Genomic DNA, 24,807 nt, shown 5'->3' with positions numbered 1-24,807 from the left:
CCGTAAACCCGAAGGGCCATCCGCCCCTCTGAAGAGACATGAGCCTCACCGGGACTGCGTTCCTCTACACGCTGATCGCGCTGTCGATCGTCGCGCTGGCGCTGCCGCTCGCCCTGTGGTCGCGCGTCCGCGGCCCCCGCGCCCTGCGCACCGCGACGCGCGCGCTGATGCTGCTGTTCGCCCAGGGGACTGCCGTGGCGCTGGTCTTCACGCTGGTCAACAACGCCAACAGCCTGTACGACAACTGGGCCGACCTGCTCGGCACCGGCGACCACGTGCAGCAGGCGGCCGACTTGGGCGCCGACGGCACCGGGGGCATCGCGCTGAAGCGGCTGCCCAAGGTGCGCCAGACCTTCCGGCCGGCCACCGGCCCCGGCATGCGCGCGGCCGGCGGCGTGCGCGTCACCCAGCTCAAGGGCCGGGTCTCGGGCGTGAACGCCGAGGTCTACGTCTGGCTCCCGCCGCAGTACGACGAACCGGCCTACCGGCACCACAAGTTCCCGGTCGTGGAGCTGCTGCCCGGCTATCCCGGCTCGGCGAAGGCCTGGTTCGGCTCGCTGCACGCGCACGAGCAGTTGGAGCCGCTGATGCGGGACGGGCAGGTCGCCCCCTTCATCCTGGTCGCGCCGCGCACCAATCTGCTGGCCGGGGTGGACACCGGCTGCGCCAACATCCCGGGCACGGTCAACGCCGACACCTGGCTGAGCGTCGACGTGCCGATGATGGTCATGGACAACTTCCGCGCCGAGTCCGCCCCGCGGGGCTGGGCGGTGGCCGGCTACTCGGCCGGGGCGCACTGCGCGGCCAAGCTGGCCGTCGCCCACCCCGACCGCTACCGGGCCGCCGTCAGCCTGTCCGGCTACAACGACCCGATCGGCGAACGCGACTCGCTCGCCGCGCAGACCCCCGCCCTGCGGGCCGAGAACAACCCCTACGCACTGCTGCGCAAGGCGTCCGTCCCGCCACGTATCTCGCTCTATCTCTCCGGCCAGCCGCACGACGGCTACGAGGCGGCCATCGCCCTGGAACAGACCGCGAAGGCACCGACGACCGTGCACGTGGTGTACGTCCCGAGGAGCGCGGGCGGTCACACCATGGCGCTGTGGCGGCCGCAGGTGGTCCCGGCGTTCCGCTGGCTGACGGAGGTGATGGGCCGCGACCACGTCACGGCAGGACGGGCTGCTCCTCCTCGCTCACCGTCGACCGCCGGTGCCACGCCCGCGGAGCTCGCCAGTGGAACCGCATCGCGAGCAGGCGCAGCACGAAGGCGGTGATCACCGCGAGGGCGCTGGTGAGCGGGTTCAGGGCGTCGTAGCGGATGCACAGGGCGGCCAGGGCGGCGCCGACGATCGCTGGGACCGCGTACAGGTCGCGGTCCCAGCGCAGCAGCGAGGGCACCTCGTTGGCGAGCACGTCCCGCAGCACACCGCCGCCCACCGCGGTGGTCAGTCCCAGGCCGGCGGAGGCGGTCAGGCCGAGCCCGTACTCGTACGCCTTGATCGTGCCGGCGACGCAGAACAGGCCGAGGCCGGCCGCGTCGAAGACGTTCACGGCGACCTGGATGCGCTCCACCTGCGGGTGCAGGAAGAAGACGAGCAGGGTGGCGAGCAGCGGGGTGAGGAAGTACCCCAGGTCCGTGAAGGCGGCGGGCGGTACGGCCCCGATGACCAGGTCACGGAAGAGCCCGCCGCCCAGCGCGGTGACCTCGGCGAGCACGGCGATGCCGAACACGTCGAAGTTCTTGCGCACGGCCAGCAGGGCGCCGGAGATCGCGAAGACGAAGATGCCGATCAGGTCGAGCATGTGCTGGACGGAGGGGCTGAACAGATGTGGGAGCACCCGAACATTCTCACCCCATGGCAAACCCCCGCCTTGCAAAACAAGGCGGGGGTCCTCCCGTGTGCTTACTTCTGCGCGGACTCCCCGGCAGCGGCCTTCTCCACCGACGCCTCCTTCGCCGAGGACAGCAGCTTGGTGTCCTGCGGCTGCTGGTCCTCGAAGTTCTCCGGGTGGTGGCAGGCGACGCGCTGCCCGGCCCGCAGCTCCACCAGCGGCGGCTCCGTGGTCTTGCAGATCTCCGTCGCCTTCCAGCACCGGGTGTGGAAGCGGCAGCCGCTCGGCGGGGCGATCGGCGAGGGCACGTCGCCCTTGAGCAGGATGCGCTCGCTCTTGCCGCCCCGGCGCTTGGGATCCGGTATCGGCACGGCCGACAGCAGCGCCTTGGAGTACGGGTGCATCGGCGACTTGTACAGCTTGTCGCGGTCGGCCAGCTCGACGATCTTGCCGAGGTACATCACGGCGATCCGGTCCGAGACGTGCCGGACGACCGACAGGTCGTGCGCGATGATCACGTACGTCAGGCCGAGCTCCTCCTGGAGGTCGTCCAGCAGGTTCACCACCTGCGCCTGGATCGACACGTCCAGCGCGGAGACCGGCTCGTCCGCCACCACCAGCTTGGGGTTGAGGGCGAGCGCCCGGGCGATGCCGATGCGCTGGCGCTGGCCGCCGGAGAACTCGTGCGGATAGCGGTTGTAGTGCTCGGGGTTGAGGCCGACCACCGACAGCAGCCGCTGGACCTCCTTCTTCACCCCGCCCTCGGGCTCGACGCCCTGGAGCCGGAAGGGGGCGCCGACGATCGTGCCGATGGTGTGCCGGGGGTTCAGCGAGGAGTACGGGTCCTGGAAGATCATCTGCACGTCGCGGCGCATGGGGCGCAGCTGGCCGGTCTTCAGGTGCGTGATGTCCTTGCCCTCGAACTCGACCGTACCGCCGGTCGGTTCGAGCAGCCGCGTGATCAGCCGTCCCATGGTGGACTTGCCGCAGCCCGACTCACCGACGACGCCGAGCGTCTCGCCCTTGCGGACCTCGAAGTCGATGCCGTCGACGGCGCGCACCGCGCCGGTCTGCCGCTGGAGCAGGCCCTTGCGGATCGGGAAGTGCTTCTCCAGGCCGGTCACCTTCAGCAGGACCTCGCCGTCGGCGGCGGTGTCCTGGGTGAGGGTGCTCCCGCTCGTGTCCGGTTTGCTCACCGCTTTTTCGTCGCTCACAGCTTCGGCGCAATCTCTTCGGTCCAGATACGCTCCCGCTGCTCCTGCGTCATGTGGCAGGCGGCCCAGTGCGAGCCGCCGACCTCGGTCAGCTCGGGGCGGACCGTGCGGGTGACGTTGTCCTTCGGGATGTCCGCGTACGGGCAGCGCGGGTGGAAGGCGCAGCCGGACGGGAGGTTGATGAGGGAGGGCGGGGCGCCCTTGATCGGGATGAGCCGGTCGGTCTCCTCGCGGTCCAGGCGCGGCATCGAGCCGAGCAGGCCCCAGGTGTAAGGGTGCCGGGGCTCGGAGAACACGTCCTCGGCGGGACCGCGCTCCACGCACCGGCCGCCGTACATGACCAGCAGGTCGTCGGCCATCTCGGCGACCACGCCCAGGTCGTGGGTGATCATGATGACCGCGGAGCCGAACTCCTTCTGCAGATCGTGGATCAGATCGAGGATCTGCGCCTGCACGGTGACGTCCAGGGCGGTGGTCGGCTCGTCGGCGATGAGCAGTTCGGGGTTGTTCACCAGCGCCATGGCGATCATGGCGCGCTGGCGCATACCGCCGGAGAACTCGTGCGGGTAGCCGTCCACGCGCTTGGCGGGCTCGGGGATGCCGACGCGGTCCAGCATCTCGATCGCCCGCTGCTTGGCGACCTTCTTGCTGACGTCGTTGTGGACCCGGTACGCCTCGACGATCTGCTGCCCGACCGAGTAGTAGGGGTGCATCGCCGACAGCGGGTCCTGGAAGATCATGGCCATCTTCCGGCCGCGCAGCCGCCGTACGTCGTCGGGGTCGGCCGCGATCAGCTCCTGGCCGTCCAGCCACACCTGGCCGGAGACCTTGGCGCGCGCCGAGCGGTGCAGGCCCATCACACCGAGCGAGGTGACGGACTTGCCGGAACCGGACTCGCCCACGATGCCCAGGGTCTTGCCCTTGCGCACGTCGAAGCTGACGCCGTCCACGGACTTGACCAGACCGTCGTCGGTGTCGAAGTGGATGCGCAGGTCGCGGACGGAGAGGAACACGTCGTCCGCCACGGACGGGGCGGTGGTGTCCGGCTCGCCGAGCGCGGCTTTGTCGAGCTTGCTCACGAGTACCTCACCCGGGGGTCGATGGCGGCGTACACCAGGTCGACGACGAGATTGCAGAAGACGATGAAGAACGCGGCGACCAGGGTCACGCCCATCACGATGGGCAGGTCGTTGTCCTTGATGGCCTGGACCGAGTATGCGCCGATGCCCTGGAGCGAGAACACGGTCTCGGTGAGCACCGCGGTGCCGACGAGGGTGCCGAAGTCCATGCCGAAGATGGTGACGATCGGAGTGAGCGCGGAACGCAGGCCGTGCTTGGTCACGACCGTGGTCTCCTTCAGACCCTTGGCCCTGGCCGTTCTGATGTAGTCCTCGCTCATCGTCTCCAGCATGCCCGCCCGGGTGAGCCTGGCGTAGAGCGCGGAGAAGAGGAAGGCGAGGCTGACCCAGGGAAGCACCATGTGCCATGCCCATTCGGCCGGGTTCTCGGTGAACGGGACGTAGTCGATGCTCTCCCAGACGGGAATCTCGTAGACGAAGAGCGCGAGCAGGATCTGGCCGGTGAAGAAGATCGGGAGCGAGACGCCGGCGAGCGCGATGAACATCGAGATGCGGTCGATCGGCTTGCCCTTGCGCAGTGCCGAGATCACGCCGGTGGTCACACCGGAGATCAGCCAGATCACCGCCGCACCGACGGCCAGCGAGAAGGAGACCGGGATCCGCTGCTCCAACTGGGGCCACACCTCGATGTGGCTCTTGAAGGAGTACCCGAAGCAGGGTGCGCCGCAGTGCGTCGCGTCGGGGCCGAACTTGTAGTCGGCGCCCACCACGAGGCCCTTGATGAACTCCCAGAACTGGACGTAGACCGGCTGGTCCAGACCCAGGTTCTGCTTGATGGCGGCGACGGACTCGGGGTTCGCGTCCTTGCCGACGTACTGGGTGGCCAACTGGTCGGCCGTCTGGCCCCCGAGGCGGGGCACCAGGAAGAAGATGGCGAAGGTGACTGCGCTGACCACCAGCAGCAACAGCACCGCGCCCATGACGCGTCGGAGGATGTACGCAGCCACAGCTGTACGGCCCCGGGTGGCCGCGGCGGGATCGTCCGCCGCGGCCACCCGGTGCCTTCACCTGCCTTTCGAAAGGATCCGGCCTGCTGGTTACTTCGAGGAGCCCATCAGCAGGTAGTCGTACATGCCGAGGTAGGCCTGCGTGACCGTGACGTTCGTCGCGGACGTCGGCCGGAGCAGCAGGTTCTTCCGGTAGATGACCGGGACGACCGAGGCATTGTCGAGCACCATCTTGTCGACCTCGCCCCAGGCCTTGGTGCGGGCCGCGTCGTCGGTGTTGGCGATCGCGTCCGTCAGGGCCTTGTTGATCTTCGGGTCGTCCAGTTCCATCAGGTTGTTGCCGCCCGAGGGCTTGATGGCGGCACCGTTGACGACCTGGTCGAGGAAGCCGTAGCCGGTCGGCCAGTCCGCGCCCCACGCCATCGACAGCATGCCGAGCTTGTTCTTGTGAACGTAGCTCGGGACACCGGCGAAGTTGGAGAAGTACTTACCGGCCGGGAACTGCTTGATCTCGATGTTGATGCCGATCTTCTTCAGCGACGCCTGGACGGCCGTCGCCTGCGCCACCTCGGCGGGGCGGTCGGAGCGGGCAGTCATGATCGTGCTGAAGCCGTTCGGCTTGCCGCACGCCTTCAGCTCCGCCTTGGCCTTGGCCACGTCACCCTTGTGACCCTCGGTCGCGTAGGTGTCGAACTTGGCGTAGCCGTTGACCGACGGCGGCAGCAGCGTGGTCGCCACGTCACCCTTCGGCGAGCCGCCCATGGCGTCGAGCACCGACTGCTTGTCGAGGCCCCACTGCACAGCCTTGCGGCAGTGGATGTTGTCGAACGGTGCCACCTTCAGGTTCAGCGCGATGTACTGCGTCGCACCGGCGTACGAGCTGTCCGTCTGGTTGACGTACTTGCCCCGCAGCACCTTCGGCTGGGTCTGCGGCTGCACACCCGTGCCCGCCGCGTCAACCGTGATCTTGTCGGAGAGCAGGTTGTTGTCGACCGTGACCGGGTTGACCTTGAACTTGATCGTGACCTTGTCCGGCAGGGCCTTACGGATCGGGTCCGTCTTGGCGTCCCACTGCGGGTTGCGCACGAGGGTGGCGCCGCGGCCCTCCTCGTAGGACTGGAACTGGTACGGGCCGGAGGACACGATGTTCTGCACGTACTTCGCACCGTTGTCCTTCGCCTTCGGCACCGGCGCCGTCTGCGAGAACGTCGCCAGGTAGTCGAAGTCGGCGAACGGCTGCTTCAGCTTGAAGACGATCGTCCGGTCGTCCGGCGTCTCGATGGACTTGATGCCCTCGGCGGACTTGTCCTTGTACGGGCCCTTGTACTTGTCGCCGCCCTCGAGGTACGCCTTGAAATACGTCGGGCCGTTGGACAGCGCCTCGGGCGCGAAGTTGGAGCGCTCGACGGCGTACTTCACGTCCTTGGACGTCACCGGGGTGCCGTCCTGGAACTTCACACCCGCACGCAGCTTGTACGTCCAGGTCTTGGCGTCCGGGCTGGACTTGCCGAGGCCCTCGGCGAGGTCCGGCACGACCTCCAGGCCTTCCTTGCCCGCCGCCGGTTTGAACGTGGTGAGCGTTCTGCCGTAGAGGCGGGAGAAGTTCTGCACCCAGCCGTAGTACGTGTTGCCCGGGTCGAGGGAGTCCGGCACGTCCGAGTGCTCGTACGAGACCGTACCGCCCTTCTTGCTCGACGCGTTGACGATCGAGTTCAGCGCGGCGTCCTTCTTGCCGTTGCCTCCCCCGTCGTTGTCGTCACCTCCGCCGCCGCACGCGGCAGCACCCAGCGACAGCGCCAGGACCGACGCAACGCCGGCGGTCACCCTTCTCGTCTTCACCTGAGGAAGCCCCCTCATTCGATGGATCACTTGCTGCGAGGGTCGAGGGCGTCACGCAGCCCGTCACCCAGCAGGTTGAAGGCCAGGACGGTGATGAAGATCGCCAGTCCGGGCACGAACATGTACTGCGGATCAGCCGTGTAGAGATCCACAGCGTTGCTGAGCATGCCGCCCCAGGAGGCCTGCGGCGGAGCGATACCGACACCGAGGAAGCTCAGCGCGGCCTCGAACAGGATGTTCGTCGGGATGATCAGCGTCGAGTAGACGAGGATCGGCGCGACGAGGTTCGGGAGCAGCTCCCGGAACAGGACGTACGGGCCGCGCGCCCCGAGGCTCGTGGCGGCCTCGATGAACTCCCGCTTGCGCAGGGTCATCGTCTGGGCGCGCACGATGCGGCCGATGTACGGCCAGCTGAAGAACCCGATCACGAAGATCAGCACGCAGATGCGCAGCGACAGCCCGTCGAGGCCGAAGAAACCGTCCTGCACCGAGGCCGAGATCGAGATGGCGAACAGCAGCAGCGGGAACGCCAGGAAGGTGTCCATCAGCCTGCTGATGACGCTGTCGATCCAGCCGCCGTAGTAGCCGGCGATGACGCCGAGCACCGTGCCGATGCACACGGACAGCAGCGTGGCGCCGCCCGCGACCAGGAGGGAGACCCAGGAGCCGTCGATGATGCGGGCGAGCATGTCCCGGCCGTACTGCGGGTCCACCCCGAGCGGGTGGTCCCAACTCATGCCTCCCCAGCCGCCCTTGGGGGCGAGCAGCGCGGGGTCGATGAGGTCCTGGTTGAACTTGTTGGGATCGAGGTTGAAGATCCACTGGATCGGCTTGGAGAACACCGCCATCAGTACGAGCAGGATGACGATGACGCCTCCCGCCATCGCCACCTTGTCCCGCTTGAAGCGCATCCAGGCGATCTGGGTGAGCGAACGCCCTTCGATCTGGCTCTTCTTGACCCCGGAGAGCACGGCCTCGGGCTGTGCTCCGGCTTCCGCCCCGGTGGTCTCGATCGGTGCGGTCACGGTGCGATTGACCCCTCTCGGGCCGGCGATCGCCGAGCCCCTGGCTGCCGCTGTAGCGGTTTGTTTGTCTCGTACACGAGACCGACCCGGCCCGTGTCTTGCGGGGAGTCTTCAACGCTTTGGCGATCTGTTGCCAGACTTGACGGTGAAAGGATGCGTAAACGTGATGCTGTCTGCGGGGATCCGTTATCCGGACAACAGGTAACGGGGGTCGGACGCGCTGCAATAGGGGCATTTTAGGGCATACCCCTGATTTTCCCCCTTATCTACGCGCGAAGAGCTGAGAGCTAGTCGCATTTGAGGGTGGGGAAACAGGGACCCGCGGGCCGGCCGCGGAGTGGGTCAGTACCTGCCCTGAGCCGGGGGGAAGCCGTAGTCCGAGGCCGGTGCCTGGGCCTGGACAGGGGCGGTGGCGTGGGCCTCGCGGTCGTAGAAGGGACGGGCGCTCGCGCGCAGCCACATGGCGACCGGGTCGTGTTCGTCGGACATGGCGACGGTCGAGACGGGCAGCCCGTCCGGTACGGCACCGAGGGACTGCTGCATCATCGCGCGCACGGAATCCACGGCCGGCGGCGAAGTGTCGTACACATCCAGTCCGATGGCGAGGTACGGCGCCCCGAGCGCGGGCTGCACCCAGGCCCGGCGCAGCGAGCGGACGGCCGGGGTGCGGTGGGCGTTCTGCGCGAGCAGGGCGTAGAACTGCGGGATCTCGATGGCCGGTTCGGACAGCCGCAGCGGGCCGGCGGGCTGGCGGTCCAGGCCTGTGGCGATCCGGCGCAGGTCGAGCCAGGGGATGCCGACACCGCCGCCGGGGGCGTGCGGGTTGAGCCAGAGGCCGTAGTGGTCGGGGTAGAGGGCGCGGGCCACGTCGACTCCGTCGACCACCTCGTAACTGCGGTTCCAGCCGCTGGCCGAGAGCTCCTGGGCGGAGGTCACGCAGGGCGCGTAGCCGTAGCCGTCGACCTCCATGTTCCCGTACTGGGCGTCGGGGGAGCCCGCCTGGCCGTGCCAGAGGAGCATCCAGATCTGGCCGGAGTGCGGGGTCGCGAGCGCGCGCAGGAGTGCCTCGTAGGCGTCGTAACGCCCGGGCGTGACCTGGCGCAGCATGTGCTCGACCTGTCCGGCCGCGGCCGTGCCGCTCGCGCTCACCTTTACCGCCCCTTCGTACAACGCCTCGACCGTGACCTAGCTTAAGCCCGCCCGGAGCTCGGGGCTTGGTGCCGTCTTGCGGCCGCGGGTTGTTCGTGGTTGATCGCGCCCACGCGGCGGAGCCGCATGATGTTACAGACCCGCGCCCCTGAGGCGCCTCGCCCCTAGGGGCGTTTGCTAGTGAACCCTCTGGAAGAACGGGCGCACTCGCTCCCGCATCCACTCGCCCACCGGATCCTCCGCCACGTCCAGGAGGACCAGGTTGACCGGCCACGGGGCCGGGGACTTGGTGACGGCGCGGGTGAGGGCCTCCAGGGGGAGGGCCCGCAGGTCGCCTTCCCACTGGGAGAGTTCGACGCCCACGAACATCACCGGGTCGGCGGTCTCGATCGCGGCGAGGCAGCGGCGGGCGGTGACGACGACGCCGATCGCCTCGAACTCGGCGGAGGCGGCGGCGAGGAAGTCCACCGGGTCCTCCTGCCAGTCGGGCTCGAAGAGGCGGACCCGGCCGCCGCTCGCGGGGCCGTCCAGGGGGGTCCGGCCGGCCCGGCAGAGCTCGGCAACGGCGGGCGGCGGGAGTGGGATGCCGACCACGCCGCCCGGGTTGATGGCTATCCCGGCATGCGGGGGCAGGCCGCGGGCGAACTCCACCGCGGGCGCGATGGTGTACGACATGTGGGAGCCGACGACCTGGCGGAACTGCTCCTCGGAGCTGAACACCGGCACGTAGGCCTGGCCCTCGATCTCGATGCCGGGCAGGTCCAGGGGGCCACTGCGGGGCCCGCCGCCGCTCGGCAGGGGGACCCAGACGAAACTCCGGCCGAGCACCTCGACGATCCGCCCGCCGGCCGACGGCCCGGCGCCAAGGGAGGCCGAGAGCACCTCCTCCAGTTCGTTGCCTGGCCATCCGCCGTGCGGATGGGTCTGCGTGTGCGCCGGGAAGTCCGCGGAGAAGTCCGCCGGGAAGTCCATCTGCCTACCGCCTGCCTGGAACCACTGCTGTGGCTCAAAAGGCTAGCGTCTCGCCGGCCGCCTGCGGTCAGCCCGTGAACCCGATCCGGCGAAGGGTGTCCGCCGCGTCCCGGTCGACGAGGATCGACGAGCCGCAGCCCGCGGGCAGTTCGCCCCGCTCCGCGGCGCGCAGCAGGCGGGTGGTCGCCGCGCGGTGGCGCAGGAACGCGTACCGCGAGACACCGCGGCCGCGGTCGCGCTGGCCGGCCAGGGCCTCCTCGGGGGTGACGTCGAGCATGAGCAGATGCAGGGTGCCGCCCCGGCGGTGGGCCTCGCGCGCCAGCCAGCGGCGGACCCAGGCCTGGGTGCCGCAGTCGTGCACGACGACGCCCTCGCCGGTGCGCAGGGCGCGGCGCAGCCCGGCGTAGTGGGCGAGGCGGACGAGCGGGCGGTAGACCGCGTACGGCAGGAAGCGCGGCATGCGGCCGTCCCAGCGGTCGCGGGTGTCCTGGGAGTCGATGCGCCGGCCGGGCACGGTGCGCCGCATCAGCGTGGACTTGCCGCTGCCGGGCAGGCCCGTGACCACGACGAGGTCGCGAGGGCCGAACAGCAGCGCGTGCGGGCTGCGGCCGGCGCGCTCGCGCAGATCGCGGACGACCGGCACCGGCAGCGGGCCGCAGCCCGCGCGTGCCGGACCGGCCGGCTGCTCGGGCAGCGCGACGCCCGTTGTCGTGGCGTACGCGGTGGTCCTGTTCACCGTGATCGTCCTCCCCTGGGGCCAGGTACGGAAGACCCATCCCCGCCGAGTGTAAAGAGAAGGTAATGCCCGATGTCTCTCTTTTTAGTCCTCTTCCTGCAACAGGCCTGCTACAGGGTGGTGCCCCTGCCACCCCGCGACGATGCGTGCAATGATGTGCGCGCCAACTGCATACCGGCCGTTTGAATCCGCGCGGGAGAGTTCCCAGCACCGCTGACGCTGGGGCGCCGAAGGAGCAAGTCCCTCCCTTGAATCTCTCAGGCCCCGTTACCGCGCGGGCGAGGCACATCTGAAAAGCGGGCCATCTCCTGTCGTCGAGGCGACGGGCGTGGCTCCACCCAAGGTGCAAGCCGTGTCCCCCGTGGTCATGGCGAACCTCTCAGGTTCCGATGACAGATGGGGAGGAACGACCTCGCCCGTCATGCCCCTGGGAGACGCGACCGATGAGCAGTACAGGAGAACTCCGCCACACCGCGCTCGATGCCCTGCATCGCTCGCTCGGCGCGACGATGACCGACTTCGCCGGCTGGGACATGCCCCTGCGCTACGGCTCCGAGCGCGACGAGCACAACGCCGTGCGCACGAAGGCCGGGCTCTTCGACCTCTCCCACATGGGGGAGATCACCGTCACCGGTCCGCAGGCCGCCGCCCTCCTCGACTACGCCCTGGTGGGCAACATCGGCGGCGTCAAGCCCGGCCGCGCCCGCTACACCATGATCTGCCGGGCCGACGGCGGCATCCTCGACGACCTGATCGTCTACCGGCTGGCCGAGACCGAGTACATGGTCGTCGCCAACGCCTCCAACGCCCAGGTCGTGCTGGACGCCCTGGCGGAACGTTCCGCGGGCTTCGACGCCGAGGTGCGCGACGACCGGGACGCCTACGCGCTGATCGCCGTGCAGGGGCCTCAGTCCCCGGGGATCCTGAAGTCCCTCACCGACGCCGACCTCGACGGCCTGAAGTACTACGCCGGTCTGCCCGGCACGGTCGCGGGCGTCCCGGCCCTGATCGCCCGGACCGGCTACACCGGCGAGGACGGCTTCGAGCTGTTCGTGAAGCCGGAGCACGCGGTCGAGCTGTGGCAGGCCCTGACCAAGGCGGGCGAGGGCGCCGGACTGGTCCCGTGCGGGCTGTCCTGCCGCGACACGCTGCGCCTGGAGGCGGGCATGCCGCTGTACGGGCACGAGCTGAGCACGTCCCTCACGCCCTTCGACGCCGGGCTCGGCCGGGTGGTGAAGTTCGAGAAGGAGGGCGACTTCGTGGGGCGCGAGGCCCTGCGGGAGGCCGCCGCCCGCGCCGAGCAGAACCCGCCCCGCGTGCTGGTCGGCCTGGTCGCCGAGGGCCGCCGGGTGCCGCGCGCCGGGTACGCGGTCGTGGCCGGCGGCGAGGTGATCGGCGAGGTCACCTCCGGCGCCCCCTCCCCCACCCTCGGCAGGCCGATCGCGATGGCCTACGTCGACGCCGCGCACGCCGCGCCCGGCACGACCGGCGTGGGCGTGGACATCCGGGGCAGTCACGAGCCGTACGAGGTCGTGGCGCTGCCGTTCTACAAGCGCCAGAAGTAGACACTGACCAAGGGCCGCGGCAGCGACCCCGCTGTCCGTCCTCCCAGCTCACCAGCAGTCCCCCCTTCCACAGCACTCCCGCGCGTACAGGAGAATCCAGGCCATGAGCAACCCCCAGCAGCTGCGTTACAGCAAGGAGCACGAGTGGCTGTCGGCCGCCGAGGACGGCGTCTCGACGGTCGGTATCACGGAGCACGCGGCCAACGCGCTCGGCGATGTCGTGTTCGTCCAGCTCCCCGAGGTCGGTGACTCGGTGTCCGCGGGCGAGACCTGCGGCGAGCTGGAGTCGACCAAGTCGGTGTCCGACCTCTACTCCCCCGTCTCCGGTGAGGTCACCGAGGTCAACGAGGACGTCGTGAACGACCCGTCGCTGGTGAACTCGGCCCCCTTCGAGGGCGGCTGGCTGTTCAAGGTGCGGGTCACGGACGAGCCGGGCGACCTGCTCTCCGCCGACGAGTACACCGCGTTCTCCGCGGGCTGAGGAGTCGTAGCCGTATGTCCGTCCTGAACACACCCCTGCACGAGCTCGACCCGGCCGTGGCCGCCGCGGTCGACGCCGAGCTGCACCGGCAGCAGTCCACGCTGGAGATGATCGCCTCGGAGAACTTCGCTCCGGTCGCGGTCATGGAGGCGCAGGGCTCGGTCCTCACCAACAAGTACGCCGAGGGCTACCCGGGCCGCCGCTACTACGGCGGCTGCGAGCACGTCGACGTGGTCGAGCAGATCGCGATCGACCGGGTCAAGGAGCTGTTCGGCGCCGAGCACGCCAACGTCCAGCCGCACTCGGGCGCCCAGGCCAACGCCGCCGCGATGTTCGCGCTGCTCAAGCCTGGCGACACCATCATGGGTCTGAACCTCGCGCACGGCGGGCACCTGACCCACGGCATGAAGATCAACTTCTCCGGCAAGCTCTACGACGTCGTCGCCTACCACGTCGGCGACGACGGCCGGGTCGACATGGCCGAGGTCGAGCGGCTGGCCAAGGAGTCCAGGCCCAAGCTGATCGTCGCGGGCTGGTCGGCCTACCCGCGGCAGCTGGACTTCGCGGAGTTCCGCCGGATCGCGGACGAGGTCGGCGCGTACCTGATGGTCGACATGGCCCACTTCGCCGGGCTCGTCGCGGCCGGGCTGCACCCGAACCCGGTCCCGCACGCGCACGTGGTGACCACGACGACCCACAAGACGCTGGGCGGCCCGCGCGGCGGTGTGATCCTGTCCACGGCCGAACTCGCCAAGAAGATCAACTCCGCTGTCTTCCCCGGTCAGCAGGGCGGTCCGCTGGAGCACGTGATCGCGGCCAAGGCGGTCGCCTTCAAGGTCGCGGCCTCGGAGGACTTCGAGGAGCGCCAGCGCCGTACGCTGGAGGGTGCCCGCATCCTGGCCGAGCGTCTGGTGAAGGACGACGTCCGGGCGGTGGGCGTGGACGTCCTGTCCGGCGGCACGGACGTGCACCTGGTCCTGGTCGACCTGCGCCACTCGGAGCTGGACGGCCGGCAGGCCGAGGACCGCCTCCACGAGGTGGGCATCACGGTCAACCGCAACGCGATCCCGAACGACCCGCGTCCGCCGATGGTGACGTCCGGTCTGCGGATCGGCACGCCGGCCCTGGCGACGCGGGGCTTTACGGCCGAGGACTTCGCGGAGGTCGCGGACGTCATCGCCGAGGCGCTGAAGCCGTCCTACGACGCGCGGGCCCTCAAGGCCCGGGTGAAGGCCCTGGCCGACAAGCACCCGCTGTACCCGGGTCCGAACACGTAACGAAGAAACCTTTCGGGCGCCGCGCGGCCACAAGCGGCGCGGCGCCCACCCCCTTCGCACCACCCCCGTAGTCAGGAGTTCCCGTGGCCATCTCGGTCTTCGACCTGTTCTCGATCGGCATCGGCCCGTCCAGCTCCCACACGGTCGGCCCGATGCGCGCGGCCCGGATGTTCGCCCGGCGGCTGCACAACGAGGAACTGCTCACCCCGACCGCGAAGGTCCGCGCGGAGCTCTACGGCTCGCTCGGCGCCACCGGCCACGGCCACGGCACGCCCAAGGCGGTGCTGCTCGGACTGGAGGGCGACTCGCCGCGCACGGTGGACGTGGAGACGGCCGACGAACGCGTGGAGACGATCAAGGCCGACGGCCGGCTGAGGCTGCTGGGCGAGCACGAGATCGCGTTCTCCTACGACGACGACATGGTCCTGCACCGCCGCAAGGCCCTGCCGTACCACGCGAACGGCATGACCCTGTGGGCGTACGACGCCTCGGGCGCGGAGTTGCTGACGAAGACGTACTACTCGGTCGGCGGCGGCTTCGTCGTCGATGAGGACGCGGTCGGCGCGGACCGCATCAAGCTCGACGACACGGTGCTGAAGTACCCCTTCCGCACGGGCGACGAGCTGCTGCGCGTGGCCGGGGAGACGGGCCTGTCCATCTCCGCGCTGATGCTGGAGAACGAGCGGGCCTGGCGCACCGAGGAGGAGATCCGCGCCGGTCTGCTGGAGATCTGGCGGGTGATGGAGGCGTGCGTGGCGCGCGGCATGTCCCGCGAGGGCATCCTGCCGGGCGGTCTGAAGGTGCGCCGCCGGGCCGCGAACACCGCCCGCAAGCTGCGCTCCGAGGGCGACTCGAAGGCCCTCGCCATGGAGTGGATCACGCTCTACGCGATGGCGGTCAACGAGGAGAACGCGGCCGGCGGCCGGGTCGTGACCGCCCCGACGAACGGCGCGGCCGGCATCATCCCGGCGGTCCTGCACTACTACGTCAATTTCGTGCCCGGCGCCGACGAGGAGGGCGTGGTCCGCTTCCTGCTCGCCGCGGGCGCGATCGGCATGCTGTTCAAGGAGAACGCGTCCATCTCCGGCGCCGAGGTCGGCTGCCAGGGCGAGGTCGGCTCCGCCTGCTCGATGGCGGCGGGCGCGCTGGCCGAGGTGCTCGGCGGCTCGCCGGAGCAGGTCGAGAACGCCGCGGAGATCGGCATGGAGCACAACCTCGGCCTGACCTGCGACCCGGTCGGCGGCCTGGTCCAGATCCCGTGCATCGAGCGCAACGGCATGGCCGCGGTGAAGGCCGTCACGGCCGCGCGCATGGCGATGCGCGGCGACGGCTCCCACAAGGTGTCCCTGGACAAGGTCATCAAGACCATGAAGGACACCGGCGCGGACATGTCGGTGAAGTACAAGGAGACCGCGCGGGGCGGGCTGGCCGTCAACATCATCGAGTGCTGAGGGCCCGGGCGGCGGCTGTCGCGGCGGTCGTGGCGGAAGGAGCTGTCGCCACCGAGCCGGTGAGGCGGCGTCAGTTCCTCGAAGGCCGGGCACAGTTGCGGGGGCCGGCGGTCACCGGGCCGACTCGCGGACGTCCGCCACGGCCGCGGGCAGATCGGCCGGGTCCTCGGTGACGACGATCGCCACGACGGTGTCCGTGCCGGGCCAGTCCTCGGCGAGGACGACCCGGGGGCGGGTGAGCGCGGCCACGGCCACCTCGCCCGCCGGGCGCCCGTCCTCGGGCAACAGCACCATGGCCGCGCCGCGACTCGGCTCGGGGGTCTCGCCGGGCAGCTCTCCGTCGGTGAGCAGGGCGAGCAGCGCCTCGTAGGGACGGACGGCACCCTGGTGCGCGTACGGGATGAGGTGGGAGTTGATCAGGTCGCCGCCGAGCCGTCCGCCGACCTCCAGGACGACGGGGCCCGCGGAGCCGAGCCGCAGGTCGACATGGAATCCCCCGGTCCCGAGGCCGACGGCGAGCACGGCCTGCTCGGCGGCCCGCATCAGATCCTTCACCTGCGCCTGCGCCAGGGCGGAGGGGACAGCCGTGGCCCACGACGGGGACAACGGCCCCTCGACGCTCTTGTCGGTGACGCCGAGGATCCGCACCGTGCCGTCGGAGACGACACCGGAGACCGAGTGCTCGGAGCCGTCGACGTACTCCTCGACGAGGAAGTCGCTGGTCTTGGAGTAGTTGGCGGCCGTGAGCGCGAACACCTCGTCCAGGCCGGTGTCCTGGGTGATCAGCGCCATGCCGCGGCCGCCGGAGCAGTGGGCGGGCTTGAACACCAGGGGCCGGCCCGCGGTGCCGAGCTCCGAGACGGCGGCGCGCAGCTCGTCGCGTGTCCGGCCCGCGCGCCAGGGTGGGTTGAGCCCGTACGGCTCCATGTCCCTGCGCTGGGCCGCCTTGTCCGTGGTGACGGCCGCGGCGTCGGTACCGATGCCGCGCACGCCGAACCGCTCGGCGAGCAGCGCGGTGAGGCCGACGTACTTGTCGCCCCAGCAGGCGACCGCGACGAGGGCCTGGTCCGGGGCGGCCTGAGCGGCCTGCTCCGCGAGCGAGGAGCCGCGGTCGAAGGAGCCGAGCCGGTGGTCGGGCAGCCCGGTGTGGGAGACGTCGGCGTCGGAGGCGACGTGGACGCTCAGTCCCCGCGCGGCGGCGGCGTCGAGTTCGGCGCGCCATTCCAGGGGGGAGCGCCGCAGGCCGAGGTAGAGCACCGTGCCGCTCCCGGCCTCGCCGCCGCCGTCCGCTGCCGTCGGGGTCGCCGCGGGGGTGTGTGCTGTCGTCATCCGGCCGGACACCGTTCTCGTTCGCAAGTTGACAATTACACGTCAGTCCACAGCAGCCCGTGCCATGGTGGTGGGCACCAACTCCCCCTCCCCCACCAGCACTTCAGGGAGCCCCCATGCTGCGCGGCATAGACGTGAGCGCCTACCAGTCCTCCTCCTACAACACCGACGGCCTCTCCTTCGTCTTCGTCAAGGCGACCGAGGGGCGTTCCTACGTCAACCCCAGACTCGCCGCCCAGACGAAGCGAGCCCGCGACGCCGGGCTGGTCGTCGGCTTCTACCACTTCCTGTGGCCCGGCAATCTCACCGCCCAGGCCGAGTACTTCGTCGGCAAGGCCCCGGACCGGCCGGGCGACATCCTCGCCGTCGACTGGGAGACGACCAGCAACGGGACGCACGCGAGCAACGCGGAGAAGGACCTGTTCATCCGGAAGCTGAAGGACCTCCGGCCGAACAACCAGGTGGTGCTCTACTGCAACAGGAACTTCTGGCTGAACCACGACACGACGTCCTACGCGGGCGACGCCCTGTGGATAGCCGACTACGTCAGCGCGGGAAAGCCCCGCATCAAGGCCAGGTGGCGCTTCCACCAGTACACCGACGACCCGCTGGACAAGAACGTGGCCGACTTCGAGAGCAAGGCGGCGCTGCGGAAGTGGGCGGCGGACGCGTGACCTTCGCAGGGGACTTTGCGGACACCCCCTAGCCGCGGAAGTCCGGTGTGCGTTCCGGGGACGCCTCCGCCAGGGCCTTCGTGACCGCTTCGACGCCGCCGCGCAGGCCGTAGACCGGGGTGTCGGGCTGCTGGCGCCAGGAGTCGTCGATGCCGCCCGCGTCGACGGTGTCGAAGCCGAGTTCATCGATCAGGTCCCGTACCTTGCGCTTGGCCGCCTCGTCGTCGCCGGCCACCGGGAGGGCCATACGGTCGGGGTCGCCGGCCGGGAGCGGGCGCTCCAGGATGTCCTGGGCGTACGTGCCGTTGAAGGCCTTGATCACGGGGTGGCCGATCTGCCGTTCCGTCCAGCGGCTCTCGGTGAGGCCCTCGTCCTCGATCGCGGCGATCCTGCCATCCCGGTGCCGGGGGTAGTAGTTGCCGGTGTCGATGACCGCGACGCCGTCGGCCGTCTCGTCGAACAGGCCGGACGGCAGGTCGGGGACCGCCTTCAGCGGGACGGTGACGACGACGATCTCGGCGCCCCGGGGTGCCTCCTCGACCGTCACGGGTGTCGCGCCGGTCTCCTCCGCAAGGGCCGTGAGTGTGTGCGGGCCTCGGGAGTTGGCGACGGACACGTCGTGACCGAGGGCTGTGAGCCGCCGGGTCAGATTGCCGCCGATGTTGCCGGCGCCGATGATGCCGATCTTCATGTCCTCGCCTCGCCCTTCCGGGAATCGGTGACGCCTGGGCCTCTTCGCGGGGCCTTCGTGATCAGTGTCAACCTCCGGAGCGGATGGGCTATTCCGGGTTCCGGGCCGGCGCGAACGGGTCCTCCAGTTCCCCGCGCAGCACCTCCGCCGCCCCCTCCGCGTCCCCGTCCGCCACCGCCCGGACGAGTGCCTCGTGCGCCTCGTCGCCGGTGTCCGGGTCGTCGGCGCGCAGGCCGGTCAGGGACAGCAGCTCGATCAGGCCCTCGCGCAGGACGGGGGTGAACTCGGCGAACAGGTCGGCGAGCACCGGGTTGTGGGCGGCGGCGACCACGGCGGCGTGGAAGGCGATGTCCGCGTCGACCGGCTGCCCGTGCACCCGCGCCACCCGTACGCCGGGGATCTCGTCCACACCGCCTTCTCGGGCACCCACCAGGACGCGATCAGCAAGGTACTGGCCCGGCACGCCGAGCGGGCCAGGGAGCTGGGCGTGCCCGAGCGGCAGGCGCCCTGGTCGGTGCCGTACCTGCCGATCGACCCGGCCGACGTGGGCCGCTCCTACGAGGCGGTGATCCGCGTGAACTCGCAGTCGGGCAAGGGCGGCACGGCCTACCTGCTGCGCACCCGTCACGGCGTCGACATCCCCGCGCGCATGCGGCCGGACTTCTCCCGGGCCGTGCAGGAGGCGACGGACGACAGCGGGCGGGAGATGACGGCGAAGGAGCTGTACGCGCTGTTCAGGGCGACGTACGTCGTGGAGGACGGGGAGGTGGGACTGGAGGCCTGGTCCGTGCACCGCGACGAGACCGGCGGCCATCGCTTCGTGTGCACGCTGCGGACCGGCGAGCGCACCGGCGACTACGAGGGCACCGGCGGCGGACCGGTCTCCGCGTTCGTCGACGCGCTGGCCGGCGCCGGGATCGGCGTCGGCGTGCTCGACTTCTGCGAGCAGGGCGGCGACGAGGGCACGAACGCCTTCGCCGAGTGCCGTGTCGGCGGCAGGACGTGCTGGGGCGCGGGCCGGGACTCCTCGGCCCTGGGCGCCTCGGTCCGGGCGGTGCTGTCCGCGGTGAACAGGGCGCTGCGGTGACGCAAGTCGTCCTGCGGGCCGAGGACGTCCACGTCGTACGCGACGGCCGGCCGATCCTGGCGGAGGTGTCGCTGACCGTCCGGGCCGGTGAGCACTGGGCGTTGCTCGGCGCGAACGGCGCCGGCAAGTCGACCCTGCTCGGCCTGTTCGGCGCGCTCGTCCACCCGACCCGGGGCTGCGTGGAGGTGCTGGGCCACCGGCTGGGCCGGGTCGACGTGCGGGAGCTGCGTGCGCACGTCGGCCATGTCGACCCGCGGCATCCGCTCACCTCGCCGCTGCGGGTACGGGACGTCGTCCTGACCGGCCTCACCAACTCGGTCGAGCCGCTGCCCCGGTGGCGTCCGGCGCCGGAGCAGCGGGAGCGGGCGGAGCGGCTGATCCGGACGCTGGGGCTCGCCGAGCACCGTGAGGCGCGCCGGCCCACGCTCTCCCAGGGGCAGCGCGGCCGGACCCTGATAGCGCGGGCCCTCATACCCGAGCCCCGGCTGCTGCTCCTGGACGAACCCGCCACCGGCCTGGACCTGCCGGGCCGGGAGCAGTTGATCGGGGCGCTCGGGGAACTGCGCCGGGAGCATCCGCACCTGGCGACGGTCCTGGTCACCCACCACCTGGAGGAGCTGCCGGCCCACACGACACACGCCCTGCTGCTGCGCGCGTCCGCTCGCGGGCGGCCCGGTGGCCGGGGTGCTGACCGCCGACCGGCTCGGCAAGTGCTTCGACCTGCCGCTGACGCCGGAACGGCACGACGGCCGCTGGAGCGTACGCACGGCACGACGGGGATGACGTGGGGCCCGGTCCGTCCGAGGACGGACCGGGCCCCACGACCCTCGGCGCCGGAGCGCCGGCGTCACTTGTTCAGGTAGCCCCAGAACTCGTCGAAGCTCAGCTTCTTGTCGCCGTCGAGGTCGCGAGTCTTGATGACGACCTCGGCGACCGACTCGGTCACGTTCCAGTCGCCGGACCGGGCCAGAGCGGACTTGAACTCGGCAGCGGTGATGAATCCGTCGCCGTCCGTATCGATCTGCTCGAACTGCTTGCGTGCTTCCTCGATGTCCGCCACCGATCCGCCCCTACTCTCTGTTCTGCGTCTTGCTGACGCAGGTCAGATTAACCGCCCGTACGTGCGACCAGCGCGGCGACCACCCAGGCGAACTCCTCGTCGTAGGTCGGCTGGGGCCCGAGGCCGTTCACGATGGCCTGCAGCTCGCGGTAGCGGGCGACCCGGGCGTTGGAGGCGGCCGTGAGGCGCTCGAGCACGGCGGACCGGTCGGCGTGGCCGAGCAGTTCCCGCAGGACGTCATCGGCCTCCGGCGCCTCGGGCGCGATGCCGCGCCGACGTGCCCCGGCCGCGAGCTGGACGAGCCGGCTCATGAACCACAGGGACGACCCGGCCGGGACGTCCGGCCCCCGGTCCTCCGCGTTGAACTTGATCATCCGCCGCATCTGCGCCCGGAAGCCGGGGTCCTGGATGAGCTCGGCGAGCTCCACCCAGGCGTCCACCTGCTCGGGCGTGGGGTCGTCGGGCAGCTGCGCGGCCGCGAAACGCAGCCTGCTGCGGATGTCCGGATCGGCCGTGTCGATCCCCTCGAAGATCTCGGCCATGAAGTCCTCGACGATCCGTCGTCGCTCGGCCGCCGACAGCCGCGCCAGTTTGTTCATGAGTGTCATCTCCTCCGCGCTGGAACCACGTTTCGCCACTGTCGACAGCACCGCACGGGTCACCTTGAGCGACCGGATCTGCGCGTCCAGCGCGACCACGTGCGCGGCGGCGACCTGCGCGACCGTCGTCTCACCGGCCAGCACCCGGCGGACGTCAGCCAGCCCGAGGCCGAGTTCGCGCAGGGTCCGGATCAGCTCCAGCCGCGCCACGGACGCGGCGTCGTACAGCCGGTAGCCACCCGCGGACCGGGCCACCGGGGGCAGTGCGCCCTCGTCGGACCAGTACCGGATGGTGCGCACGGTCAGTCCGGTGACCCGGGCCAGTTCGCCGATGGTGAGCAGTCCGGTGCCGTCGTCGATCATGTCTGGGAGTCTGGGCCTTCCAGTGGGTGGAGACTCAAGGAGTGCGTGGGTGGCGGACACTCTGGGGGACATTCTCGACGCGGCGGCACGCGGCGTCTTCCCGCCGGCGGACGGCCGTACGACGATCGTGCCGCAGCCCTCGCCCCGGGACGCGGGGGTCCTGGCCTTCACGGCTCACTCGGTCGTCTTCACCGACGAGGATCCCGACTGGGTGCGGCGGACGCTGGCCGGGACCGACTGCGACCGGCTCGCGGCCACGATGAACGCCCGCTTCCTGACGGCCCTCATGGACCGGACGGGACGTACGTCCGACACCGTCGACGTGCTGCTGACCGGTGCCGCGCTGCCCGGGGAGCCGTCGGTCGCGCTGGCGGAGATCGACGATCCCGGCCATCCGCGCGTGGAATCCGCACGCCGGCGGCGTGACGACGTGCGGGTGTGGGCGGCGGACGGCGGGGTGCTCGTGCTGGGCCGTGGCGTGGCCGGGCGGTGGGAGGTCGCGGTCGAGGTGGACGAGGGGGCACGGCACCGGGGGCTCGGGCGGCGGCTGGTGGCGGTGGCCCGGCAGCTGACCGGGGGCGAGCCGGTGTGGGCTCAGGTGTCGGCGGGGAACGCCCGCAGTCTGCGGGCGTTCCAGGCGGCCGGATACCGGCCCGTGGGCTCGGAGGTGCTGCTCAGTGCCAGGGCTCGTAGTGCGGGTTGCTCTCGCACTCGCTCATGATCTCGGTCTTGGTCTGCTTGTCGACCGGGCAGACCCCGACGATGTACTCGCGGGCGATGCCGCCGGGGAAGGCGACCTCCTGCTGGTCGGCCCACTTGTGGTTGTCGCCGATGGTCTCGTTGACGTCGACGCCGCCGGGGGCGTCGACGTAGTAGTTGAAGGCGGACTTCCACTTCTTGAACAGGTCGTGGTCGTACGTGGTCGACACATACGGGGACGGCTGGTTGACCAGGACGTACTTCTCCAGGTCGTACTGGCCGTCGACCACGTCCCGGGGGCGGAAGCCCTCCTCGAAGACCACGGCCGGGCCGCGGCCGTCGGCGCGGTAGAGGGTGCCGCAGCTGGTGCGCCAGGACGGGTCGGGGGTGATGCGGTCGACCTGGACCCGGCGGTCGGCGGCGGCCTTGGTCTTGTCGTCGAACTGGACGGGACAGACGGCCGGTCCGGGGGCGGCGGGCTTGGCGAGCGTCGTCGCGGACGCCGCGGAAGCCGCGAAGGCCCCGGAAGCCTCGGAGGTCTGGCCGGGCGTGGCGGCCGTGGTGGTGAGGACGGCCGCGAGGGAGAGGGCGGCGGCAGCGGTGCGCCGCCGCAGGCTGGTGGTGATCACGAGGAGCACGATCGCCGGTCCGCGGCGCCGGGCCGGGACCCTCACCCGATCAGGGGCGTGTCAACTGCCCCTAGGTGGACGGCGGATGGCTCTCACCGGAAGATGCCCGTGTGACCGAGCGAGTAGCGGCCGGGCTGCGGGTAGACCGCGAGGCCGTGCGGGCCGCTGCCGACGGGGATGCGGGCGAGCTGGGTGCCGGTGCGGGTGTCGATGGCGTACACCTCGGCGTCGTAGCGGCCGGACAGCCACAGCACCTTGCCGTCGGCGGAGACACCGCCCATGTCGGGGCTGCCGCCGTCGGGCAGCTGCCACTTCTTGGTCAGCTTGCCCTGGGTGAAGTCGAAGACGGAGATCGTGCCCTCGCCGCGGTTGGACACGTACATCTCGCGGGAGTCGCGGCTGACGTACAGGCCGTGGCAGCCCTTGCCGGTGGGCAGCAGGGTGGGCTCGGTGAACTTGTCGCCGTCCAGGACCCACATGCCGTGGGCCATCATGTCGGCGATGTAGAACTTCTTGCCGTCGGGCGAGACCTTCACGTCCTGCGGCATGGCGCCCTCGAACGGCAGCCTCTGCTGCCCGACGACCTTCATCTCCTCGGTGTCGACCTTGAGCAGTTCGCCGCTGAACTCGCAGGAGACGATGAAGTAGCGGCCGTCGAGGGAGAAGTCGGCGTGGTTGACGCCGTAACAGGAGACGGGGACCGTCTTCTTGCGTTCCATGGTGTGCGGGTCGCTGAAGACCAGTTCGCGGTCGAGGGAGGCCATGACGACGGCGTACTTGCCGTGCGGCGTGAAGTAGAGGTTGTACGGGTCGTGGACCTCGACCTCCTTGCCCGCCTTGCCGGTCTTCGGGTCGATCGGGGTGAGGGTGTGGCCGCGGTTGTTGTTGACCCAGAGCGTCTTCAGGTCCCAGGAGGGGACGACGTGCTGGGGCTGCCGGCCCACGGGGATCGTCTCGATGATCTCGTACGTCTTGGGGTCGATGACGGAGACGGTGTCGGACTCGGTGTTGGGGACGTAGACCCGGGACGGGAAGTCCTTGACCACGGGCGACAGTTTGTTCGGGCGGTCGGCCGCGTACACGTCCTCGGGGTCGAGGACGGGCGGCATCCCGGGCAGCCCCTCGACGGGCTTCTTCTCGCGCGGCGCGGGCACGGCGGCCTTGGTGCCGCGTGCCTCGGAGGTCCGTTCCCCGCCCTGGGTGCCGCAGGCGGCGAGGCAGGCGAGGGCAGCGCCCACGACAAGGGCGCTCTTGACAAGGTGGCGGTGCATTGCACCATTTAAGGTCCGCTTCGCGGGGAAACCGGTGATTCGCCCGATCGGCGGCGGTCCTCAGCGGTCGGTGACCCGCATCTCGAACCACGTGGTCTTCCCGCGGGGCAGCAGATCGACCCCCCAGCGGTCGGCCAGCTTGTCGACGAGGAACAGGCCCCGGCCGCTGATGTCCATCTCCTGGACCGGCATCAGACAGGGCAGCCCCCGGGACGGGTCGCGGACCTCGACGCGGATCCAGCCGCGGCGCCGGTGCAGACGCAGCCCGAAGACGCGGGCGCCGGTGTGGCGTACGGCGTTGCCCACCAGCTCGGAGACGAGTAAGACCGCGTCCTCGGTGGTCTTGGGGGTGAGCCCCCAGTGGCGCAGGACGACGACCTGGGTCAGCCGTCTGGCGGTGGCCGCGGACTCGGGGCGGGACGGCAGTGGAACCTCTGCCTCCGCCGGGTTGCCGTACAACTCCAGCGCCTTCAGCGCCCGTTCGTCCTCGACGGTCGGCGACCAGCGCGCCGCGGCCGCATGTGCGTGCCCCCGCGGCTGTTCCATACCCTCCAGCCCCGCCATGCCCCCATCATGGCCGCCCGGAGCGCCCTCGGGGGCCGTTCCCGGGGAATACGCCCCCGGGAGCGAGGTGGGGACCGGCGAGCCGACGGCATATGCCAGCGGCACTTCGACATCACCGGCAGCCCGATTGGCCTGCGAAGACGGCCTGTTTCGCGGCAAGCGGCGGACTCCCTCGACCAAACACGTTTAAGGCTGCCTCAAGGCTGTCATAAA

At 70.4% G+C, this 24,807-nt stretch carries 22 protein-coding genes, 4 pseudogenes and 1 riboswitch; of the genes and pseudogenes, 9 read left to right on the top strand and 17 right to left on the bottom strand.

The window, feature by feature from the left end:
- The first annotated feature begins 38 nt into the window (after nt 1–38).
- A complete protein-coding gene (locus ACIBNA_RS19375; RefSeq protein WP_399166409.1) occupies nt 39–1,274 on the top strand; it encodes an alpha/beta hydrolase in 1,236 nt (411 codons plus the stop codon).
- On the opposite strand, the gene ACIBNA_RS19370 is transcribed toward ACIBNA_RS19375, so the two are convergent.
- The 9 genes from ACIBNA_RS19370 to ACIBNA_RS19330 form a co-directional block, all read right to left on the bottom strand.
- Nucleotides 1,165–1,839, bottom strand: coding sequence for a trimeric intracellular cation channel family protein (locus ACIBNA_RS19370; protein ID WP_399166408.1), 675 nt, complete (start codon nt 1,837–1,839; stop codon nt 1,165–1,167). The genes ACIBNA_RS19375 and ACIBNA_RS19370 overlap by 110 nt on opposite strands.
- A gap of 65 nt (nt 1,840–1,904) precedes the next feature.
- Nucleotides 1,905–3,029, bottom strand: coding sequence for an ABC transporter ATP-binding protein (locus ACIBNA_RS19365; RefSeq protein WP_399166407.1), 1,125 nt, complete (start codon nt 3,027–3,029; stop codon nt 1,905–1,907).
- 14 nt (nt 3,030–3,043) lie between these two features.
- Nucleotides 3,044–4,126, bottom strand: coding sequence for an ABC transporter ATP-binding protein (locus tag ACIBNA_RS19360; RefSeq protein ID WP_399166406.1), 1,083 nt, complete (start codon nt 4,124–4,126; stop codon nt 3,044–3,046).
- Nucleotides 4,123–5,133, bottom strand: a complete 1,011-nt coding sequence (locus tag ACIBNA_RS19355; protein ID WP_399166405.1) for an ABC transporter permease — start codon at nt 5,131–5,133, stop codon at nt 4,123–4,125. Before ACIBNA_RS19355 ends, ACIBNA_RS19360 begins: the two co-directional genes overlap by 4 nt.
- Nucleotides 5,134–5,223: 90 nt before the next feature.
- A complete protein-coding gene (locus ACIBNA_RS19350) occupies nt 5,224–6,990 on the bottom strand; it encodes an ABC transporter substrate-binding protein (protein WP_399166404.1) in 1,767 nt (588 codons plus the stop codon).
- 8 nt (nt 6,991–6,998) lie between these two features.
- Nucleotides 6,999–7,997: an ABC transporter permease gene (locus ACIBNA_RS19345; RefSeq protein ID WP_274819823.1), complete on the bottom strand. Its 999-nt coding sequence runs from the start codon at nt 7,995–7,997 to the stop codon at nt 6,999–7,001.
- Nucleotides 7,998–8,339: 342 nt separating this feature from the next.
- Nucleotides 8,340–9,146: an enhanced serine sensitivity protein SseB C-terminal domain-containing protein gene (locus ACIBNA_RS19340; protein ID WP_399166403.1), complete on the bottom strand. Its 807-nt coding sequence runs from the start codon at nt 9,144–9,146 to the stop codon at nt 8,340–8,342.
- Between the two features lie 177 nt (nt 9,147–9,323).
- A complete protein-coding gene (locus ACIBNA_RS19335) occupies nt 9,324–10,118 on the bottom strand; it encodes an enhanced serine sensitivity protein SseB (protein WP_399166402.1) in 795 nt (264 codons plus the stop codon).
- A gap of 67 nt (nt 10,119–10,185) precedes the next feature.
- Nucleotides 10,186–10,854, bottom strand: a complete 669-nt coding sequence (locus ACIBNA_RS19330; protein ID WP_399166401.1) for an AAA family ATPase — start codon at nt 10,852–10,854, stop codon at nt 10,186–10,188.
- A 183-nt stretch (nt 10,855–11,037) separates the two neighbouring features.
- Nucleotides 11,038–11,137, top strand: a riboswitch (glycine riboswitch).
- Between the two features lie 160 nt (nt 11,138–11,297).
- Between ACIBNA_RS19330 and gcvT the strand changes: the two genes are divergently transcribed.
- From gcvT to ACIBNA_RS19310, 4 genes are all read left to right on the top strand, one after another.
- Nucleotides 11,298–12,419 (top strand): glycine cleavage system aminomethyltransferase GcvT, encoded by a 1,122-nt coding sequence (gcvT, locus tag ACIBNA_RS19325; protein ID WP_399166400.1) that lies wholly within the window; start codon nt 11,298–11,300, stop codon nt 12,417–12,419.
- Nucleotides 12,420–12,522: 103 nt separating this feature from the next.
- The gene (gene gcvH / locus ACIBNA_RS19320) at nt 12,523–12,900 is read left to right on the top strand and encodes a glycine cleavage system protein GcvH (protein WP_010041753.1); all 378 of its coding nucleotides are present in this window, start codon (nt 12,523–12,525) and stop codon (nt 12,898–12,900) included.
- Nucleotides 12,901–12,914: 14 nt separating this feature from the next.
- Nucleotides 12,915–14,177, top strand: coding sequence for a serine hydroxymethyltransferase (gene glyA, locus ACIBNA_RS19315; protein ID WP_399166399.1), 1,263 nt, complete (start codon nt 12,915–12,917; stop codon nt 14,175–14,177).
- 83 nt (nt 14,178–14,260) lie between these two features.
- A complete protein-coding gene (locus tag ACIBNA_RS19310; RefSeq protein ID WP_399166398.1) occupies nt 14,261–15,628 on the top strand; it encodes an L-serine ammonia-lyase in 1,368 nt (455 codons plus the stop codon).
- 111 nt (nt 15,629–15,739) lie between these two features.
- Here ACIBNA_RS19310 and ACIBNA_RS19305 read toward each other — a convergent pair whose 3' ends face one another.
- Complete coding sequence (locus tag ACIBNA_RS19305) at nt 15,740–16,957, bottom strand: acetyl-CoA carboxylase biotin carboxylase subunit family protein (RefSeq protein WP_399166397.1); 1,218 nt, start codon at nt 16,955–16,957, stop codon at nt 15,740–15,742.
- 116 nt (nt 16,958–17,073) lie between these two features.
- Between ACIBNA_RS19305 and ACIBNA_RS19300 the strand changes: the two genes are divergently transcribed.
- Nucleotides 17,074–17,631, top strand: coding sequence for a glycoside hydrolase family 25 protein (locus ACIBNA_RS19300; RefSeq protein WP_399166396.1), 558 nt, complete (start codon nt 17,074–17,076; stop codon nt 17,629–17,631).
- Nucleotides 17,632–17,659: 28 nt separating this feature from the next.
- Here the strand turns inward: ACIBNA_RS19300 and ACIBNA_RS19295 are convergent.
- Nucleotides 17,660–18,343 (bottom strand): annotated as a pseudogene (locus tag ACIBNA_RS19295) (NADPH-dependent F420 reductase); the annotation flags it as partial.
- A gap of 67 nt (nt 18,344–18,410) precedes the next feature.
- A pseudogene (locus tag ACIBNA_RS19290) lies at nt 18,411–18,683 on the bottom strand (FCD domain-containing protein); the annotation flags it as partial.
- Between ACIBNA_RS19290 and ACIBNA_RS19285 the strand changes: the two are divergent.
- Both ACIBNA_RS19285 and ACIBNA_RS19280 read left to right on the top strand, forming a co-directional pair.
- Nucleotides 18,681–19,409 (top strand): annotated as a pseudogene (locus ACIBNA_RS19285) (alpha-isopropylmalate synthase regulatory domain-containing protein); the annotation flags it as partial. The pseudogenes ACIBNA_RS19290 and ACIBNA_RS19285 overlap by 3 nt on opposite strands.
- Nucleotides 19,406–20,192: pseudogene (locus ACIBNA_RS19280) on the top strand (ABC transporter ATP-binding protein). The pseudogenes ACIBNA_RS19285 and ACIBNA_RS19280, both read left to right, overlap by 4 nt.
- Nucleotides 20,193–20,256: 64 nt before the next feature.
- Here the strand turns inward: ACIBNA_RS19280 and ACIBNA_RS19275 are convergent.
- Both ACIBNA_RS19275 and ACIBNA_RS19270 read right to left on the bottom strand, forming a co-directional pair.
- Entirely contained in the window at nt 20,257–20,469 is a 213-nt protein-coding gene (locus tag ACIBNA_RS19275; RefSeq protein WP_059422708.1) for an EF-hand domain-containing protein, read from the bottom strand.
- A gap of 47 nt (nt 20,470–20,516) precedes the next feature.
- Entirely contained in the window at nt 20,517–21,431 is a 915-nt protein-coding gene (locus ACIBNA_RS19270; protein WP_399166395.1) for a MerR family transcriptional regulator, read from the bottom strand.
- On the opposite strand from ACIBNA_RS19270, the gene ACIBNA_RS19265 reads away from it, so the two are divergent.
- Complete coding sequence (locus ACIBNA_RS19265) at nt 21,430–22,152, top strand: GNAT family N-acetyltransferase (RefSeq protein WP_399166394.1); 723 nt, start codon at nt 21,430–21,432, stop codon at nt 22,150–22,152. The genes ACIBNA_RS19270 and ACIBNA_RS19265 overlap by 2 nt on opposite strands.
- Here the strand turns inward: ACIBNA_RS19265 and ACIBNA_RS19260 are convergent.
- From ACIBNA_RS19260 to ACIBNA_RS19250, 3 genes are all read right to left on the bottom strand, one after another.
- On the bottom strand, nt 22,106–22,759 hold the full coding sequence (locus ACIBNA_RS19260) for an ADP-ribosyltransferase (protein ID WP_399166393.1): 654 nt from the start codon (nt 22,757–22,759) through the stop codon (nt 22,106–22,108). The genes ACIBNA_RS19265 and ACIBNA_RS19260 overlap by 47 nt on opposite strands.
- A gap of 92 nt (nt 22,760–22,851) precedes the next feature.
- Complete coding sequence (locus ACIBNA_RS19255; protein ID WP_399166392.1) at nt 22,852–24,030, bottom strand: YncE family protein; 1,179 nt, start codon at nt 24,028–24,030, stop codon at nt 22,852–22,854.
- 60 nt (nt 24,031–24,090) lie between these two features.
- Nucleotides 24,091–24,699, bottom strand: a complete 609-nt coding sequence (locus tag ACIBNA_RS19250) for an ATP-binding protein (RefSeq protein WP_399166391.1) — start codon at nt 24,697–24,699, stop codon at nt 24,091–24,093.
- Nucleotides 24,700–24,807 lie beyond the last annotated feature (108 nt).

It is taken from the genome of Streptomyces sp. NPDC050164, from assembly GCF_044459945.1.
Taxonomy (GTDB): domain Bacteria; phylum Actinomycetota; class Actinomycetes; order Streptomycetales; family Streptomycetaceae; genus Streptomyces; species Streptomyces coeruleorubidus_A.
Note: the sequence above shows the minus strand (reverse complement) of the source record. Positions and strands in the feature narration are given on the sequence as shown.